Raw genomic sequence first — 16,346 nt, 5'->3', positions numbered from 1 at the left:
ATATCATTATGGAGCTTATCTTCTTAGGCACTAATGCAGGTGTACCTTCTAAAGATCGTAACGTCACCAGTATGGTACTTGATTTACAAAATAAACAAAAAAGTATGTGGATGTTTGATTGTGGTGAGGCCACACAGCATCAGATATTGCATACCCGCGTGAAATTACCGCGTTTAAATAAAATTTTTATTACCCACTTACATGGTGATCATATTTTTGGTTTGCCAGGATTACTGTGTAGTCGTTCAATGGGAGGAACTGAGACTCGCTTAACGGTATATGGCCCTAAAGGTATAAAAGCCTTTATAGAAACAGCCCTGACATTAAGCCAATCTTATCTGACTTATCCTCTTGATATTATGGAAATAGAAGATGCTGGTTTTCTTTTTGATGAAGAAGGCATAAAAGTCAGTTGTGAAGCGCTTTCTCATCCCGTTCCTTGTTTTGGTTATCGCTTAGAAGAAAAAAATAGTCCGGGTAAACTCGATGCCCAGAAGCTAAAAGCTGAAAATATTCCGACTGGCCCTTGGTTACAAGATTTAAAACAAGGTAAAACCATTACATTGCCAGATGGAAGAGCCATTGATGGCAAAGCGTATATTGGCCCCGAAATAAAAGGACGATGTATTGCTATTTTTGGTGATACGCAACCCACACCAAATGCATTAAATCTTGCCAATAATGCAGATGTCATTGTGCATGAAGCAACGTTCAAGCATGAAATGGCAGAGCAAGCAAATAGCCGTGGGCATTCAACAACAGTACAAGCAGCAACGTTAGCAAAAAACGCGAATGTCAAAAAGTTGATTCTTACGCATATTAGTAGCCGTTATTTACCAGAAGATTATGTTGAGTTACTCAAAGAAAGCCAACACGTTTTTAGCCATACGGAAATTGCGTCTGATTTTGCCATTTTTAGGTTGTAGCTTTACAATCACACAGTAACAATAGCGACATGATGTTGCCGTTGTTACTCTACACAAAGCACAGGAGCATCGCTTGTATTTTCGTTAATGCTCCTGCAGTGATGCGGTACGTTTTATCTTGCCATCTTGCAAAATAAAGTTCACTTTTCCATCCCAAAACTCAGCTAAAAAAACATCTTCAGGTTTATCAATATGTTGTTTTTTCATCTCTTCTTGTAACCATGCTTCATCTTTTTCTATTTGTACTAATTCTGAAGTACGAATAATGCCGTCTTTCATCACAATCAAGGAAGGCATTTTTGCCCCATCACACACTACGGTGATTTGTCCGTCAGGTTCGATTTGTGCGTAATTAACTTCTTGAAATGTATGAATACCTTGAGCATGAAGACGTGAAGTAATATTAAGAATATCTATTTTATTTTTCTTTTCCGTAATATTTTCCATAATAAATTCCCCCTTCTTTATTATGGGAATGGGGTTTCCAATCGCAACTGCACGAAAAAAATTGAATCGTTTGCTGATATAATTGAGCAAAGAAATAAAACAAACACCAATTAAAAAGACAGTAATATATTGATAAAGAGGAATAGCATCCGTATAGATCACCCCTCCCATAATTCCCCCCAGAACAAAATTACCAATAAAATCAATGGGAGTTAATTGAGAAAGTTGTGTTTTACCTGATAAATTCATATGAACTAATATAATAGTGAAACCAATAATAAATTTAATAATAACCAGAAAGTAATATTCCATTTGTATCTCACATTTTCAATAATGTCTGCCCTCATTATTATAAAGCAGAAAACGCTATCCTGATAAAATTCAAATTATTTTTCATGATATTTGACTAAGAAGAAACACTTAATATACTTAAGGTTTGTTGATTTTAAGACTGACACTATACTTATTACGATAGTTTGACTGTAATATCTTACTATCAGCGTAATAGCTTCTCGCCTTTTCTACTACTTACGCGGGATATCACTGAATTGTTTTTGAACACACATTTTGGAGAAAAAAATGAATAAAAAACTACTTACTTCATTGGTTCTAGCGGGTCTTGTTACTATCACAGCAGGCTGTGATGATTCATCTAAAAAAGTGGATGAAGGTATTGATAAGGCAAAAGAAACAGCAACTCAAGTCACTGAAACAGCGCAAGATAAAGCCAACGAGTTGACAGAGCAAGCAAAAGATAAAGCAACCGACTTGAAAGAGGATGCATCAGCAAAAGCTGATGAATTATCACAACAAGCTCAAGAGCTCAAAGATAAGGCAGAACAAAAAGCTGCAGAATTAAAAGCACAAGCTGATGAAAAAACAGATGCGCTAAAAGAGAATATTTCACAAAAAACAGATGAATTAAAAGATACAAGTGCAACAAAAGTGGAAGAGATCAAACAAAGTCTAGAAGCTGAAAGTAATAAACTCTCTGAAAAAGCTGCGGAGCTAAAACAAGACGCCAGCAAAACAGCTGATAACCTAATGCAAGAAGCTGACAATAAAGTTGATCAGCTAAAAAGTGATGCTTCAAAAACAAGTGGCGATATAAAGCAACAAGCTCAAGAGACAGAAAATCAAGCACTTGATAAAGCTGATCAATTGACCGATCAAGCAAAACAAAAAATTGATGATTTAAAAGCTGAGAACAAATAATCAGATTTCAGAATTTTTGATGAATTGAAAGCCAGTGGTTCTCCACTGGTTTTTTTTGTGCAAAAAAAAGACAAGGGTTGATCGATTAAGCAAAAAATGTAACCATGTTATCCTTTTTTCAACAGGAGAAACCTATTAAAGAGCGAAAGCACTTATATCACAACAATAGTAATTAATTGATTTTAAATATAGTTTTCTTCACCTTACGGAAAAAACAATTTATTTCCGTTCTTTTATAAAATATCAGATTGATTTGATATTTTATTCAAATTTTCTTATGAACTTTTCTTTTCTGATAACGTAAGCAATCAGATAGTGGAAAGTTTATTTGTAGGAAGATAACAAAAAATAGGTTAACTATGAGTCAACAAAACGATATAACCCCTCAAAAAGTTAGGATGAAAATTAATCCTCCCGTTTTTTATACATCAGCGCTGTTAATTTTATTGGTCGTTGGCTTCTCTGCGTTATTTCCAGAGCTGGCTAATGATAAATTAGGTCATCTTCAGGAAAACCTCTTCACGAATGCAAGTTGGTTCTACATTCTAGCCGTAGCATTGGTTTTGCTGAGTGTGACTTATTTAGGTCTTTCCCGTTTTGGTCAAATAAAACTAGGTCCCGATCATGCACGCCCTCACTTTAGCTATTTTGCCTGGTTTGCCATGCTCTTTTCTGCGGGAATGGGTATTGGATTAATGTTCTTTGGTGTGGCTGAACCCGTCATGCATTATTTAATGCCTCCTACTGGCGATGCCCAAACCATAGAAGCAGCCAAAGAAGCTATGCGACTTACTTTTTTCCACTGGGGATTACATGCATGGGCTATTTATGCCATTGTCGCTTTAATCTTGGCTTTTTTCTCTTATCGCCATGGTTTGCCATTAACATTACGTTCAGCACTTTATCCTATTATTGGTGATCGCATACATGGCCCTATTGGCCATGCTGTAGATATTTTTGCTGTTATGGGAACGGTATTTGGTGTTGCAACCTCTCTGGGTTTTGGTGTTTTACAGGTGAATGCCGGTTTAAATCACCTTTTTGGTGTTCCGATTAATCCAACTGTTCAAGTTATTTTAATTGTTGTAATCACGGCTCTTGCTACTATTTCCGTTGTGTCTGGATTAGAAAAAGGGATCCGCTTTTTATCCGAGCTCAACTTAGGTTTAGCCGTTATTCTTCTTTTATTAGTGATCATTCTCGGCCCAACAGTATTGATATTAAAATCATTTGTTGAAAATACTGGTGGATATTTATCTGAAATTGTGAGTAAAACCTTTAATCTTTATGCTTATGAACCAAAATCGAGCGATTGGTTAGGAGGATGGACACTACTTTATTGGGGTTGGTGGTTATCATGGTCCCCATTTGTCGGTATGTTTATTGCTCGTATTTCTCGTGGCCGTACTATCCGCGAATTTGTTGTCGGTGTTCTGTTTGTTCCTGCTGGCTTTACTTTACTTTGGATGACAGTGTTTGGTAACACAGCAATCCATTTAATCAAAGACAAAGGTGCCGAAACACTTGCCAATATTGTGCAACAAGATGTTTCCTTGGCTTTATTTGAGTTCTTAAACTATTTTCCATTTTCAACCGTATTATCCTTTGTTGCGATGCTGATGGTCATTGTATTTTTTGTAACATCTGCGGACTCTGGAGCTATGGTTGTAGACACGTTAGCATCAGGGGGAGATAGTGAAACACCTGTATGGCAACGTATTTTCTGGGCTGCCTTAATGGGTATTTCAGCCATCACCTTATTATTAGCGGGTGGATTAACGGCACTTCAAACTGTTACGATTGCAAGTGCATTACCTTTCTCTATTGTATTACTCGCTTCTATTTATGGGTTAATAAAAGCACTAAGAGTTGATGTGTATAAACGAGACAGCCAACAGTTAACTACGATTGCACCACCAGCAAGCCGTAATCCAATTCCTTGGCAACGTCGTTTAAGAAATATTGCTTATTTTCCAAAACGTTCCCATGTAAAACGTTTTATGGATGAAGTAATTCAACCTTCAATGGAAATGGTCTCTGCTGAATTAAGCAAACAAGCAACTCAATGCTATATACATAATGAAGAAGATGATCGCATTGGCTTCGAAGTCGATTTAGGCGATGACATGAATTTCTTCTATGAAGTTCGTCTGCGTTTTTATACCCAACCAGCCTTTGCTTTAGCTGGATTAAGTGATGAAGAAAGAGACGAAGAACATAAATATTATCGTGCGGAAATCCACTTAAAAGAAGGTGGACAAGATTACGATGTCATGGGTTGGACAAAAGAACAAATCATTCACGATATTCTTGATCAGTATGAAAAACACATTCACTTTTTACATGTGTTAGGTAAGCAATAATTTTATCTACATGAAAAAGCAAAAAAGGAGATGCTCTAGCATCTCCTTTTTATTATCAATCAACTCTCAATCTTTTATTTTTCTGAACGTTCTACACTATCTGAATTAAGTGCCATCAGCTCTTTTAATAATCCTGATAACTGTTGTAACTTTTCAGTTGAAAACTTTTGCTCAAGTAATTGATAACCTTCTTCAATTTTAGGTTGAATTTTATCGTATAAGTTCTGACCGTTGGTAGAAAGTGAAACAAAAAGCTTTCGTTGGTCACTAACGGGTTTTAGTCGACAAATAAGCTCATCTCTTTCCATTCGAATAAGAATACCCGTTAAACTTGGTCGAAGAATACACGATTTTTGTGCTAATTCGTGAAAATCAATAGAACGCTTATCAGCAAGCACTCGAATAATCCGCCATTGTTGTTCTGTCAGATTATGCTCTTTAAGAACAGGTCGAAAAAACCCCATCGCAGATTCCCGAGCTTGCAATAGCGCGATAGTTAATGATTCATGCATAATCAAGAAGCTCTTTATATGGTGCTATAGGTGAATGGACGAAAAATCACTCAGTATAGACAGTGAAAAAGTACCGCTATTTATGGTTTATAAAAATGACTATATTCTAAGAATAAACTATTTGTTACAATTATTCATATTAACAAATAAATAAAGTTGACTCAATTTTTGCAATTTTATTCTCTTTGTGCAATTTATCACCCTTTCCTTTTATTGATTTTAACTCCTCTTTTCACAACCATTTGGCTTATCTGCAATTATTATTAGTTTGCAATTTGTGTTATTCCTCTCTCAATCAAAAAAAGTCGCCTAATTTACCTATTACCTTAGCGATAAATTAGGAATAATAATCATAGCGATAAGGTTGACTCACGTTTTTTTGAGATAAAGTTAACAGGTTGTAACAAAGAAAGATTGCTATCTTTGTTTATGCGCGGTAGCGTTACGGCTTTAAACTCGTGTAGCAAAGAAACCAGCGTTCATAACAACTTTGTTAAGCGAAGTCGTTAGAACATGTTTTAACGACCTTAACTAATCATTATTTTAAGTGAAGACGCCCACAGACGAGAAGTCTGGCAGTAGGAGTAGAGAATGTCTGAGGAAAAACAGGCTAACCCACTTTTTCGGGATGCAATGGCAAGCTTAGGTGCTGCGGTCAATATCGTTGCAACAAATGGCCATGCTGGGTGCTGTGGTTTAACCGCAACAGCAGTATGCTCAGTGACTGACACCCCACCAACCGTGATGGTTTGTATCAACAGTAAAAGTCAGATGAATACCATTTTTCAAGAAAATGGAAAATTAAGCATTAATATATTGAATCATGAACAGGAAGAAATGGCCTGTCATTTCGCCGGAATGACTGGGCTTGCGATGGCAGAACGTTTTACCCAACCAGGATGGCAAAACGGTCAATTACAACAACCGGTATTAACAAATGCACTCGCCTGCTTAGAAGGCGATATTTATGATGTTCGCCAAGTTGGCACACATTTTGTTTATATGGCTGAAATTAAAAATATTGCTGTACGTGAAGATGGTGACGGACTCATTTATTTTAAACGTCGTTTCCATTCTGTTAAAAATGAATTGGTGCCTATCTCCATTTAAACGTGGACTATTTCTGGCTCAAGATGAAAACGCGCTTTTAATAAGGGCGTTTTTTATTTTTATTAATGTCTTTATAAAAATAAATATTTATCTAAAATAAGTGAATACTTATTTATTTAAGTAATGATTCCTAATTTTTTAGTCTTTATTAAACTTTTATTAACATCCGTTTGTTATAAAAGAATATATTTTAATTATAATGAAAAAATTCTTCTTATAATCAATCAGTCATATCATAAAAAATATTTTCTTTTCGCTTTAATCATTCATCTCTATTTAATTTGATCAGATTAAAACATGCACAAAGAATAATCTTACAGGTGATATTTTATACCAAAAATCCATTAAATGACTTTATTTGAAAATAAATTAATGAATATTTTTTTCAATCTGGTATTAATCTTCCTTACAGTGTGATCAACCTTTGAGAAGTCATTCTATCAATATATTAGTCTACTCGACTTGCTGATTACCTTCTTAAATTTGCAAACATCACTCTAAATACGGCAGATAATGTTATCGTCGTGTAACATATCTCATCAGTTTGAGTAAATAACATCGTTGTTGAAAATAAATAATAATTAGGGGCATTACAGATATGGATAAACCCGCTCAAGTCGGTTTATTACAACAACCTAAACCATTCTTTATGATTTTCTTTGTAGAATTATGGGAACGTTTTGGTTACTACGGCGTACAAGGTATTCTTGCCGTTTATTTTGTTAGTAAACTCGGTTTCTCTCAAGAACAAGCTTTTATTACTTTTGGTGCATTCTCAGCACTGGTTTATGGGCTTATTTCTATTGGTGGCTATGTTGGTGATCACTTATTAGGAACAAAACGAACAATTGTTTTAGGTGCTATTGTTCTGGCTATCGGTTATTTCATGACGGGTATGTCAATCATGTACCCTAATTTAATTTTCTACGCATTAGGAACTATCGCTGTAGGTAACGGTTTATTTAAAGCTAATCCTGCAAGCTTATTAGCAAAATGCTATCCCCCTAAAGATCCTCGTCTTGATGGTGCATTTACACTATTTTATATGTCGATAAATGTCGGCTCACTAATCTCTTTATCTATTGCGCCAGTGCTTGCCGATCGTTATGGATATAGCCTGACTTATAATATTTGTGGTATTGGCTTGATTATCGCTTTATTGGTTTATTTCTTCTGTCGTAAGATGGTGGCAAATATTGGGTCTGAACCAGACCATTTACCAATGAATTACAACAAACTGCTATTAGTCATCGCGGGCTCTGTAGCTATGGTATTTGCTTGTGCATGGTTACTGCACAACGTAATGATTGCGAATATTGTTTTAGTTAGCTTGTCTATTATTGTTGTCTTCATTTATTTCCGTGAAGCCTTTAAACAAAAAGACAGAGTTGCGCGCAATAAAATGTATGTTGCCTTTGTTCTGATGTTAGAAGCCGTTATTTTCTACATCCTTTACGCACAAATGCCAACCTCACTAAACTTCTTTGCTATTCACAACGTTCATCATAATTTATTGGGTTTTGAGATCCATCCTGTAAGCTTCCAAGCTTTAAACCCATTCTGGATTATTATTGCGAGCCCAATCTTAGCGATCATATATAGCCGTTTAGGCGCGAAAGGCAAAGACTTCTCAATGCCAGCGAAGTTTACCGCAGGTATGCTTCTGTGCTCGTTAGGATTCCTTACAGCTGCTGCATCGGGGATGTGGTTTGCAGATGCTCAAGGCTTAACATCACCTTGGTTTATCGTTCTGGTTTATTTATTCCAGAGTTTAGGTGAGCTAATGATCAGTGCGTTAGGCTTAGCTATGGTTGCGGCTTTCGTACCGCAATATATGATGGGCTTTATTTTAGGTATGTGGTTCTTGACTCAAGCAACAGCCTATTTATTAGGTGGTTATGTTGCCACCTTCACCGCTGCACCAGAAGGTATTACAGATCCGCTACAGACTTTACCTATTTATACCGATGTATTTGGTAAAATTGGTATGGTGACCTTAATTGTAGGTCTGGTTATGTGGGCAACAGTGCCTCTACTTAACCGAATGATGAAAGAAGAAAGCAAAGGCGTTAAAGTCACGGGCTAATCTTTCAGTTAATAGATTACTAAATTTAAGCGTCTATTTATTGATAGGCGCTTTTTTATGTCTGCTTTATCTCAATATTAGATCTTCTTTCGTGTGGGTCAAATATCACGACTAGAGACTAAAGATATTGGTTATCGACACAATTTCATACCTAATTTTTGAATATAAATGTCATCATAGCCAGGCTACCTGATAACTTTCTATCAAGCATAAAAAACCCGCAAAATAAGCGGGTTTTTTTTCATTTCAAAGAACGAATTAATTACAGAACATCAATCGCATTCAATTCTTTAAATGCTTGCTCTAAGCGAACAACCATAGATGATTGTGCTTGGCGTAACCAGTTACGTGGATCGTAGTATTTCTTGTTAGGTTTATCTGCACCTTCTGGGTTACCTAACTGACCTTGTAGATAGCCTTCGTTCTTTTTGTAGAACTGTAAAATACCATCCCAAGTTGCCCACTGAGTATCAGTATCGATATTCATTTTGATAACACCGTAATCAACTGCTTCTTTGATTTCTTCTGCTGAAGAACCCGAACCGCCGTGGAAAACAAAATCTAAACTATTGTGTGGCAGGTTGAATTTCTCTGATACGTAGTCTTGTGAATTACGGAGAATTTTTGGCGTTAACTGAACGTTACCTGGTTTATAAACACCGTGAACGTTACCGAAAGAAGCAGCGATAGTGAAGCGAGGACTTACTGCACTCAGTTTTTCGTATGCGTAAGCAACATCTTCTGGTTGAGTATAAAGCGCTGAGCTATCCATCCCCGTGTTATCAACACCGTCTTCTTCACCACCAGTACAGCCTAATTCGATTTCTAAAGTCATATCGATTTTAGCCATACGCGCTAAATATTTAGCACAGATTTCAATGTTTTCTTCTAATGACTCTTCTGATAAGTCAATCATATGAGAAGAGAACAGAGGTTTACCTGTTTTCGCGTAGTGTTTTTCACCTGCATCTAACAAACCATCAATCCATGGTAATAATTTTTTTGCACAGTGGTCAGTATGCAAAATAACAGGCACACCGTAATATTCAGCCATTTGGTGTACATGATGCGCACCAGAAATTGCGCCTAAAATAGCAGCTTGCTGTGGTACATCTGATTTAAGGCCTTTACCTGCGATAAATGCAGCACCACCGTTAGAGAACTGTACAATAACAGGAGAACGAACTTTCGCCGCAGCTTCTAACACAGCATTAATTGAGTCAGTACCTACACAGTTAACCGCAGGTAGAGCAAATTTATTTTCTTTTGCTACTGCAAATACTTTTTGTACATCATCACCCGTGATGACACCCGGTTTCACGAAATCAAAAACTTTAGACATGTAATAAGATCCTATATTTGGAACAGGTAGAAAGTAACTTTCTACCTGTAAATGAGCTGACTTAATTACTGTTTAGCGCGTTCTTCTAACATTGCAACAGCGGGCAGTTTTTTCCCTTCAACGAACTCTAAGAAAGCACCACCACCGGTTGAAATGTAAGAGATTTTGTCTGCAATATCAAATAAATCAATCGCAGCCAGCGTATCACCACCACCAGCGATAGAGAACGCTTCACTTTCTGCGATCGCATTCGCGATAATTTCTGTCCCTTTGCGGAAGTTAGGGAATTCAAACACACCTACAGGACCATTCCACAGGATAGTTTTTGCATTTTTCAGAATTTCAGCTAAACGTTCAGCTGTTACATCACCGATATCCAGTACTTGTTCATCATCTTTGATGTCACTTGCTGATTTTAAAACAGCTTCAGCTGTTTCAGAGAATTCTGTCGCAACACGAACATCGCTTGGTACTGGAATATCACATTTTTCCATTAGCTTTTTGGCATCATCAACAAGGTCTGCTTCATATAAAGAGCGGCCTACTGGATGACCTTCTGCTGCGATAAAGGTATTTGCAATACCACCACCAACAATTAATTGGTCAGCAATTTTTGATAAAGAATCTAATACAGTCAGTTTAGTTGAAACTTTAGAACCACCAACAATCGCAACCATTGGGCGAGCTGGTTTGTCTAATGCTTTACCTAATGCTTCAAGCTCTGCTGATAACAGTGGACCCGCGCAAGCAACTTGTGCAAATTTAGCTACACCATGAGTTGATGCTTGAGCACGGTGAGCCGTACCGAATGCATCCATTACGAATACATCACATAATGCAGCGTATTGTTTAGACAGTGTTTCGTCGTCTTTCTTTTCGCCTTTGTTAAAACGAACGTTTTCAAGAACAACTAACTCACCTGCATTGACTTCAACACCATTTAAATAGTCTTTAGCAAGGCTAACTGGTGCGGTTAATTTGTCTTTCAGATAGTCAACAACTGGTTTTAAAGAGAACTCTTCGTTGTACTCACCTTCAGTAGGACGACCTAAGTGAGAAGTTACCATCACTTTAGCGCCTTGTTTTAACGCGGCTTCAATTGTTGGTAAAGAAGCACGGATACGCGCATCTGAAGTCACTTTACCATCTTTAACTGGAACGTTCAGGTCAGCACGGATAAGAACTCGTTTACCCGCTAGGTCTAAATCGGTCATCTTAATTACAGACATGATGAATCCTCTCATTGATTCTCTAAAATTTAGTAATCTTCTGTTCAGTGCGTTGTAATATTACGCGACACCGTCATTAAAACATGATTATTTAAAACCAGTTGCAGCCATAGCTAACGTTGTATCAAGCATTCTATTAGCAAAGCCCCATTCATTATCACACCAGACTAACGTCTTGATCAGGTGTTGCCCACTGACCCTTGTTTGTGTGCCATCAACGATAGCACTATGAGGATCGTGGTTAAAATCAGTTGAGACTAATGGCAATTCTGTGTAATCCACTATACCACGAAATGCGCCAGTTGCTGATTTTTGAATTAACCGATTGACATCTAACACATTTACAGCTGTTTTTACAGTCACACTTAAATCAATTGCCGTCACATTAATTGTAGGAACTCGTACAGAAATTGCCTCAAAATGATCCTTAAATTTTGGGAAAATCCGAGTAATTCCTGCGGCCAATTTCGTATCAACAGGAATAATAGATTGTCCTGCGGCACGAGTACGGCGTAAATCCTTATGATATGCATCAATCACGGGTTGATCGTTCATGGCTGCATGGATTGTTGTTACTGTTCCTGATTCTATATTAAACGCATCATCCATCATTTTAATGATGGGAATAATGCAATTTGTTGTACAAGATGCATTTGAAACAATACGATGCTCTTTTTTAAGTTCATGTTGATTAACACCAAAAACCACTGTTGCATCTAAATCTGTTGTGCCGGGATGAGAAAAGAGCACTTTTTTGGCACCTTGTGCAATATGCGCTTCGCCATCAACACGAGAGCCGTAAGCACCACTACAATCAAGTACGACATCGATACCAAGTTCACCCCAAGGTAAATCAGTAATATCAGCGTGATGAAAGAGACGAATAGTATCATCACCTACTTGCAATAAATCGTTATTAATTCGTACATCCCAAGCAAAACGTCCGTGGCTGGAGTCATACTTGAGAAGATGCCCAATACCTTGCGCATCAGCCAATTCATTTATTGCAATAACCGTTATTTCAGCCCGTTTACCTGATTCATAAAGCGCTCTTAACACATTACGCCCTATACGACCAAAACCGTTAATAGCGACTCTGATTGTCATGTGACTTCCTTGATAACTAGTAATTTGCAACCGCTTAGAATAATAGAGCACGATACTAATCAACAACGATAAATCAAGTAAATCTAGAAATTGTGCAGTCACCGACATTTTAGAGATAACTGAAACGGTTCAGCTTACTGATAATCAGATTACGAGAAATGCGAGAAGATCGCAATAGTAAACAAAGATGGAAGGATAAAAAAAGAGCACATCTGAGAAATTCTTCCCAAAAATGTGCTCTTGTTAACACTTATTGATTATTTCAGTAAAGATTTTGCTTGTGTGACCACATTTTCAACAGTGAAACCAAACTCTTCAAATAATTCATTTGCAGGAGCTGATTCACCAAAACTGTGCATACCTACAATCGCACCATCTAAACCAACATATTTGAACCAGTAGTCAGCAATACCGGCTTCGATAGCAACACGTGCTTTCACAGATGTTGGTAATACTGCTTCACGGTAATCTGCATCTTGTTTATCAAACGCATCCGTTGCTGGCATTGAAACCACTCGAACTTTACGACCTTCTGCAGTTAATTGATCGTAAGCATTGACGGCTAGTTCAACCTCTGAACCCGTAGCGATAAAGATAAGCTCTGGCGTACCGTCACAATCTTTCAGGATGTAACCACCCTTCTCGATGTTTGCCAATTGCTCTTGAGTGCGTGGTTGCTGTGCAAGATTTTGACGAGAGAAAATCAGAGCTGTTGGGCCATCTTTACGATCAATTGCATATTTCCATGCAACAGCTGATTCAACTTGGTCACATGGACGCCATGTGCTCACGTTTGGTGTTACACGCAGACTTGCCATTTGCTCAACAGGTTGGTGAGTTGGGCCATCTTCACCCAGACCGATAGAGTCATGAGTATAAACAAAGATACTGCGGATCTTCATCAGAGCAGCCATACGTACAGCATTACGTGCATATTCCATAAACATCAAGAAGGTTGCGCCGTAAGGAACAAAACCGCCGTGTAATGCAATACCGTTCATGATTGCAGACATACCGAATTCACGTACACCGTAATGGATGTAGTTACCCGCTTTATCTTCGTTTAATGCTTTAGAACCAGACCACATAGTCAGGTTACTTGGTGCTAAGTCCGCAGAACCACCCATGAATTCTGGTAATACTTTACCAAATGCTTCTAATGCATTTTGAGACGCTTTACGGCTTGCAATGCTTGAAGGGTTTTGTTGCAGATTTTCAATAAATGCTTTGGAATCTTTTTCCCAATTAGCTGGCAATTCACCAGAAATACGACGTTTGAATTCAGCCGCTAATTCAGGGAACTGTGCTGCGTAGGCTGCAAATTTAGTATCCCATGCTGCTTCTTTTGCTTTACCTGCTTCTTTCGCATCCCACTCTTTATAAATTTCTTGTGGAATTTCGAATGCGCCGTATTCCCAACCTAACGCTTTGCGTGTTTCAGCGATTTCTGCATCACCTAATGGAGAACCGTGAGAATCTGCAGTACCTGCTTTATGAGGAGAACCAAAACCGATAGTGGTTTTACAAATCAGCAGTGAAGGTTTGTCAGTGATCTGTTTTGCAGTTTCAATAGCTGCTTTGATGCTTGCTGCATCGTGACCATCAATACCACTGATGACATGCCAACCATAAGCGTCAAAACGCTCTGCTGTATTATCGGTAAACCAACCATGCACTTGACCATCAATAGAGATACCATTGTCATCATAAAATGCGATCAGTTTACCTAACTGTAATGTTCCAGCTAAAGAACACGCTTCGTGAGAGATACCTTCCATCATACAACCATCACCCATAAAGGCGTAGGTGTAGTGGTCAACGATATCATGACCAGGACGGTTAAATTGAGCCGCTAATGTACGTTCTGCAATTGCAAAACCCACTGCATTTGCAATACCTTGACCTAAAGGACCCGTTGTTGTTTCAACACCCGGGGTATAACCATATTCTGGGTGACCTGGTGTTTTAGAATGCAATTGACGGAAGTTTTTCAAATCATCTAAAGAAACTTGATAACCAGACAGGTGCAGTAAGCTATAAATCAGCATTGAAGCATGGCCGTTAGATAATACAAAACGGTCACGATCAGCCCAGTTAGGGTTAGTCGGGTTATGATTTAAAAAATCACGCCATAATACTTCTGCAATATCAGCCATACCCATAGGGGCGCCAGGGTGTCCTGATTTCGCTTTTTGCACAGCATCCATACTTAAAAAACGGATCGCATTAGCAAGGGTTTTACGAGTGGTCATTTTCTACTCCAAGTCGGATAAAAAGCATCTAGATAGCTGATTCTCTCAATGCAGGCAAAAAACCGCAATATAAAAAATCCACAAAGGTGGTTATCGTAATTAGCTTAAAACAATAATTCTTTGATTTACACAGCATTTTTTACGATAAAAGCGGAAAATAACATTACATCACTGCATTATTGCGCAACAAAAAACAAAAAACATAATTATTTGCGCAATTGAGAAGCAGCTATTAAACCTTAGCTTGATGTGACTAATCAAGATAAAATTTCATTGCCGAATTATCCAACAAATCAAATAAATATCGCTTTTGTTTTAATCATAACCTAATAACTGACTGTACTTGTTACGAGAACGTAGAATTATAAGAGATTAAAAAAGATAAAAAAAAAGATAATTCATTGATTACATAATAAAAGTTTCATTTACATCATATATGAATTAAAGGAAAAATCAGCGTAAAGCAAATGTTGCTTTTTAATATTAATAACAAAGGATAAAAACAAATTTAATTCTATTTTTCACTCTAACTGAAAACTTATTTTAAATAACCAGAACTAAATCACCACTAATGTCTTTTTACAAAAACCTATCGGAAAATGGCCTTGGCAGTAAATCTGAATAATATTTTCCCAATTATCACCATAATTGAAATATTTTTCAGTAAGATACTGTCTAAAGGCGTAACATATCGCATTTCTTGCTGCAATTTTAAAGTTATGTGCATCGAATTGAAATTGATTATCTGGCACAGGGAACGCTTTTAAACTCTCTATCACCGCTTTACTGACAAGTAATCGCATCTCAACCAAATCTTTGGGATATTCTTGTTTTATATAGAAAGGATCGTCTTGAGTGGGGGAAGTTGGCAACCATACGACATTTAAAGGCGATTCAAAACAAGCTTGGATACTGTGAAAATAGATAATTTTTTTATCATCGAAGTTTCCCTTTCCCATATTAGAAAAAAAAGGAGTAGTACCCATTTTTTGTTGAATTTCGTTAAAAAAGCTCATGGCTAATAGACTCAATTATTTTTACGTTAATTCTATCTGATTTCAACATAACATGCTGATCCTAAATGTATGAATATTGATAAAATACGTAATATCCTTTATGGCAATGAGATCCTTACTAGAATAAATCTTTGTTTAGCGATGATTATCTTCCACTAACGCTAAAAAATGATCTTGAAGGTCGCCTTGAATTTCCTCGTCATCATAAATAAGCTGAAAATCTTTATCGATATTATTAATAAAATATGTACCGTCGAGTGTTCCGAATATTGTTGATGCCGTATCTGTCATCACGATTTTCAATATATTAATTACTGACAGCCTTTATTTTTCTGATAAATTAACAAAAAATTTATTCATTTGAGAGAAAGTACCTTCATAGTAATGCTCTGGATCTTGCCTATTTAACCTTTCATTATATTGTTTGAGGTTATCCTCAAATAACTCTTTATATATTTCATTAATAAATTCTAAGATAGTGGTATCAAATATTAAAAGTAAAGAATAATAACTTAGAAAAATATGAAGAGAGAAAATTATTTAAGGCTATAAAAGCAAAAACCCCAGCATAAATGCTGGGGTTTGGAATATTGGCGGAACGGACGGGACTCGAACCCGCGACCCCCTGCGTGACAGGCAGGTATTCTAACCAACTGAACTACCGCTCCGCGTATCCTTTCGGACGAGGTGAATATTACGAATCTCTTGCCTTGTCGTCAACTGTTTTTCTAACAAAAAGAT

Annotated in this window: 13 protein-coding genes and 1 tRNA gene; 5 read left to right on the top strand and 9 right to left on the bottom strand. The window is 37.1% G+C overall.

The features are described 5' to 3' along the window. Window positions 1–8 precede the first annotated feature (8 nt). Complete coding sequence (gene rnz, locus GWI97_RS04110) at window positions 9–926, top strand: ribonuclease Z (RefSeq protein WP_036932692.1); 918 nt, start codon at window positions 9–11, stop codon at window positions 924–926. Between the two features lie 84 nt (window positions 927–1,010). Here rnz and GWI97_RS04105 read toward each other — a convergent pair whose 3' ends face one another. Further along, complete coding sequence (locus GWI97_RS04105; protein ID WP_036932693.1) at window positions 1,011–1,685, bottom strand: DUF421 domain-containing protein; 675 nt, start codon at window positions 1,683–1,685, stop codon at window positions 1,011–1,013. Window positions 1,686–1,952: 267 nt separating this feature from the next. Between GWI97_RS04105 and GWI97_RS04100 the strand changes: the two genes are divergently transcribed. Both GWI97_RS04100 and betT read left to right on the top strand, forming a co-directional pair. Then, window positions 1,953–2,588: a hypothetical protein gene (locus tag GWI97_RS04100; protein ID WP_036932694.1), complete on the top strand. Its 636-nt coding sequence runs from the start codon at window positions 1,953–1,955 to the stop codon at window positions 2,586–2,588. A 359-nt stretch (window positions 2,589–2,947) separates the two neighbouring features. Continuing rightward, a complete protein-coding gene (gene betT, locus GWI97_RS04095) occupies window positions 2,948–4,951 on the top strand; it encodes a choline BCCT transporter BetT (RefSeq protein ID WP_087803022.1) in 2,004 nt (667 codons plus the stop codon). Between the two features lie 74 nt (window positions 4,952–5,025). Here betT and hpaR read toward each other — a convergent pair whose 3' ends face one another. Continuing rightward, a complete protein-coding gene (gene hpaR / locus GWI97_RS04090; protein WP_087803020.1) occupies window positions 5,026–5,463 on the bottom strand; it encodes a homoprotocatechuate degradation operon regulator HpaR in 438 nt (145 codons plus the stop codon). Between the two features lie 591 nt (window positions 5,464–6,054). On the opposite strand from hpaR, the gene hpaC reads away from it, so the two are divergent. Together hpaC and dtpB are read left to right on the top strand one after the other, a co-directional pair. Beyond that, window positions 6,055–6,573: a 4-hydroxyphenylacetate 3-monooxygenase, reductase component gene (gene hpaC, locus GWI97_RS04085; RefSeq protein WP_036932697.1), complete on the top strand. Its 519-nt coding sequence runs from the start codon at window positions 6,055–6,057 to the stop codon at window positions 6,571–6,573. A 598-nt stretch (window positions 6,574–7,171) separates the two neighbouring features. Next, window positions 7,172–8,659, top strand: a complete 1,488-nt coding sequence (gene dtpB, locus GWI97_RS04080) for a dipeptide/tripeptide permease DtpB (protein ID WP_161681120.1) — start codon at window positions 7,172–7,174, stop codon at window positions 8,657–8,659. Window positions 8,660–8,921: 262 nt separating this feature from the next. On the opposite strand, the gene fbaA is transcribed toward dtpB, so the two are convergent. The 7 genes from fbaA to GWI97_RS04045 form a co-directional block, all read right to left on the bottom strand. Then, the gene (gene fbaA, locus GWI97_RS04075) at window positions 8,922–10,001 is read right to left on the bottom strand and encodes a class II fructose-bisphosphate aldolase (RefSeq protein ID WP_036932699.1); all 1,080 of its coding nucleotides are present in this window, start codon (window positions 9,999–10,001) and stop codon (window positions 8,922–8,924) included. 65 nt (window positions 10,002–10,066) lie between these two features. Then, on the bottom strand, window positions 10,067–11,230 hold the full coding sequence (gene pgk / locus GWI97_RS04070) for a phosphoglycerate kinase (protein ID WP_036932700.1): 1,164 nt from the start codon (window positions 11,228–11,230) through the stop codon (window positions 10,067–10,069). Window positions 11,231–11,317: 87 nt separating this feature from the next. Continuing rightward, window positions 11,318–12,337 carry an erythrose-4-phosphate dehydrogenase gene (gene epd, locus GWI97_RS04065; RefSeq protein ID WP_036932701.1) on the bottom strand — a complete coding sequence of 340 codons (1,020 nt, stop codon included), beginning with the start codon at window positions 12,335–12,337 and terminating at the stop codon, window positions 11,318–11,320. A gap of 257 nt (window positions 12,338–12,594) precedes the next feature. After that, window positions 12,595–14,589 (bottom strand): transketolase, encoded by a 1,995-nt coding sequence (tkt, locus tag GWI97_RS04060; protein WP_087803018.1) that lies wholly within the window; start codon window positions 14,587–14,589, stop codon window positions 12,595–12,597. 557 nt (window positions 14,590–15,146) lie between these two features. Continuing rightward, the gene (locus GWI97_RS04055; protein ID WP_036932706.1) at window positions 15,147–15,605 is read right to left on the bottom strand and encodes a hypothetical protein; all 459 of its coding nucleotides are present in this window, start codon (window positions 15,603–15,605) and stop codon (window positions 15,147–15,149) included. A gap of 135 nt (window positions 15,606–15,740) precedes the next feature. Then, window positions 15,741–15,896: a hypothetical protein gene (locus GWI97_RS04050; protein WP_158482365.1), complete on the bottom strand. Its 156-nt coding sequence runs from the start codon at window positions 15,894–15,896 to the stop codon at window positions 15,741–15,743. A gap of 300 nt (window positions 15,897–16,196) precedes the next feature. After that, window positions 16,197–16,273: transfer RNA gene (locus GWI97_RS04045), tRNA-Asp, on the bottom strand. Window positions 16,274–16,346: the final 73 nt, after the last annotated feature.

This window comes from Proteus sp. G2300 (genome assembly GCF_009915965.1).
GTDB classification, from domain to species: Bacteria; Pseudomonadota; Gammaproteobacteria; order Enterobacterales; family Enterobacteriaceae; genus Proteus; species Proteus vulgaris.
The sequence above is the reverse complement of the archived record's forward strand: the minus strand, read 5'-3'. Positions and strand labels throughout refer to the sequence as shown.

Coding starts and splice junctions, on each gene's coding strand:
- GWI97_RS04050 (WP_158482365.1), bottom strand. CDS start 15,896: ATGACAGATACGGCATCAACAATATTCGGAACACTCGACGGTACATAT.
- hpaR (WP_087803020.1), bottom strand. CDS start 5,463: ATGCATGAATCATTAACTATCGCGCTATTGCAAGCTCGGGAATCTGCG.
- betT (WP_087803022.1), top strand. CDS start 2,948: ATGAGTCAACAAAACGATATAACCCCTCAAAAAGTTAGGATGAAAATT.
- fbaA (WP_036932699.1), bottom strand. CDS start 10,001: ATGTCTAAAGTTTTTGATTTCGTGAAACCGGGTGTCATCACGGGTGAT.
- hpaC (WP_036932697.1), top strand. CDS start 6,055: ATGTCTGAGGAAAAACAGGCTAACCCACTTTTTCGGGATGCAATGGCA.
- pgk (WP_036932700.1), bottom strand. CDS start 11,230: ATGTCTGTAATTAAGATGACCGATTTAGACCTAGCGGGTAAACGAGTT.
- rnz (WP_036932692.1), top strand. CDS start 9: ATGGAGCTTATCTTCTTAGGCACTAATGCAGGTGTACCTTCTAAAGAT.
- GWI97_RS04105 (WP_036932693.1), bottom strand. CDS start 1,685: ATGGAATATTACTTTCTGGTTATTATTAAATTTATTATTGGTTTCACT.
- tkt (WP_087803018.1), bottom strand. CDS start 14,589: ATGACCACTCGTAAAACCCTTGCTAATGCGATCCGTTTTTTAAGTATG.
- GWI97_RS04055 (WP_036932706.1), bottom strand. CDS start 15,605: ATGAGCTTTTTTAACGAAATTCAACAAAAAATGGGTACTACTCCTTTT.
- GWI97_RS04100 (WP_036932694.1), top strand. CDS start 1,953: ATGAATAAAAAACTACTTACTTCATTGGTTCTAGCGGGTCTTGTTACT.
- dtpB (WP_161681120.1), top strand. CDS start 7,172: ATGGATAAACCCGCTCAAGTCGGTTTATTACAACAACCTAAACCATTC.
- epd (WP_036932701.1), bottom strand. CDS start 12,337: ATGACAATCAGAGTCGCTATTAACGGTTTTGGTCGTATAGGGCGTAAT.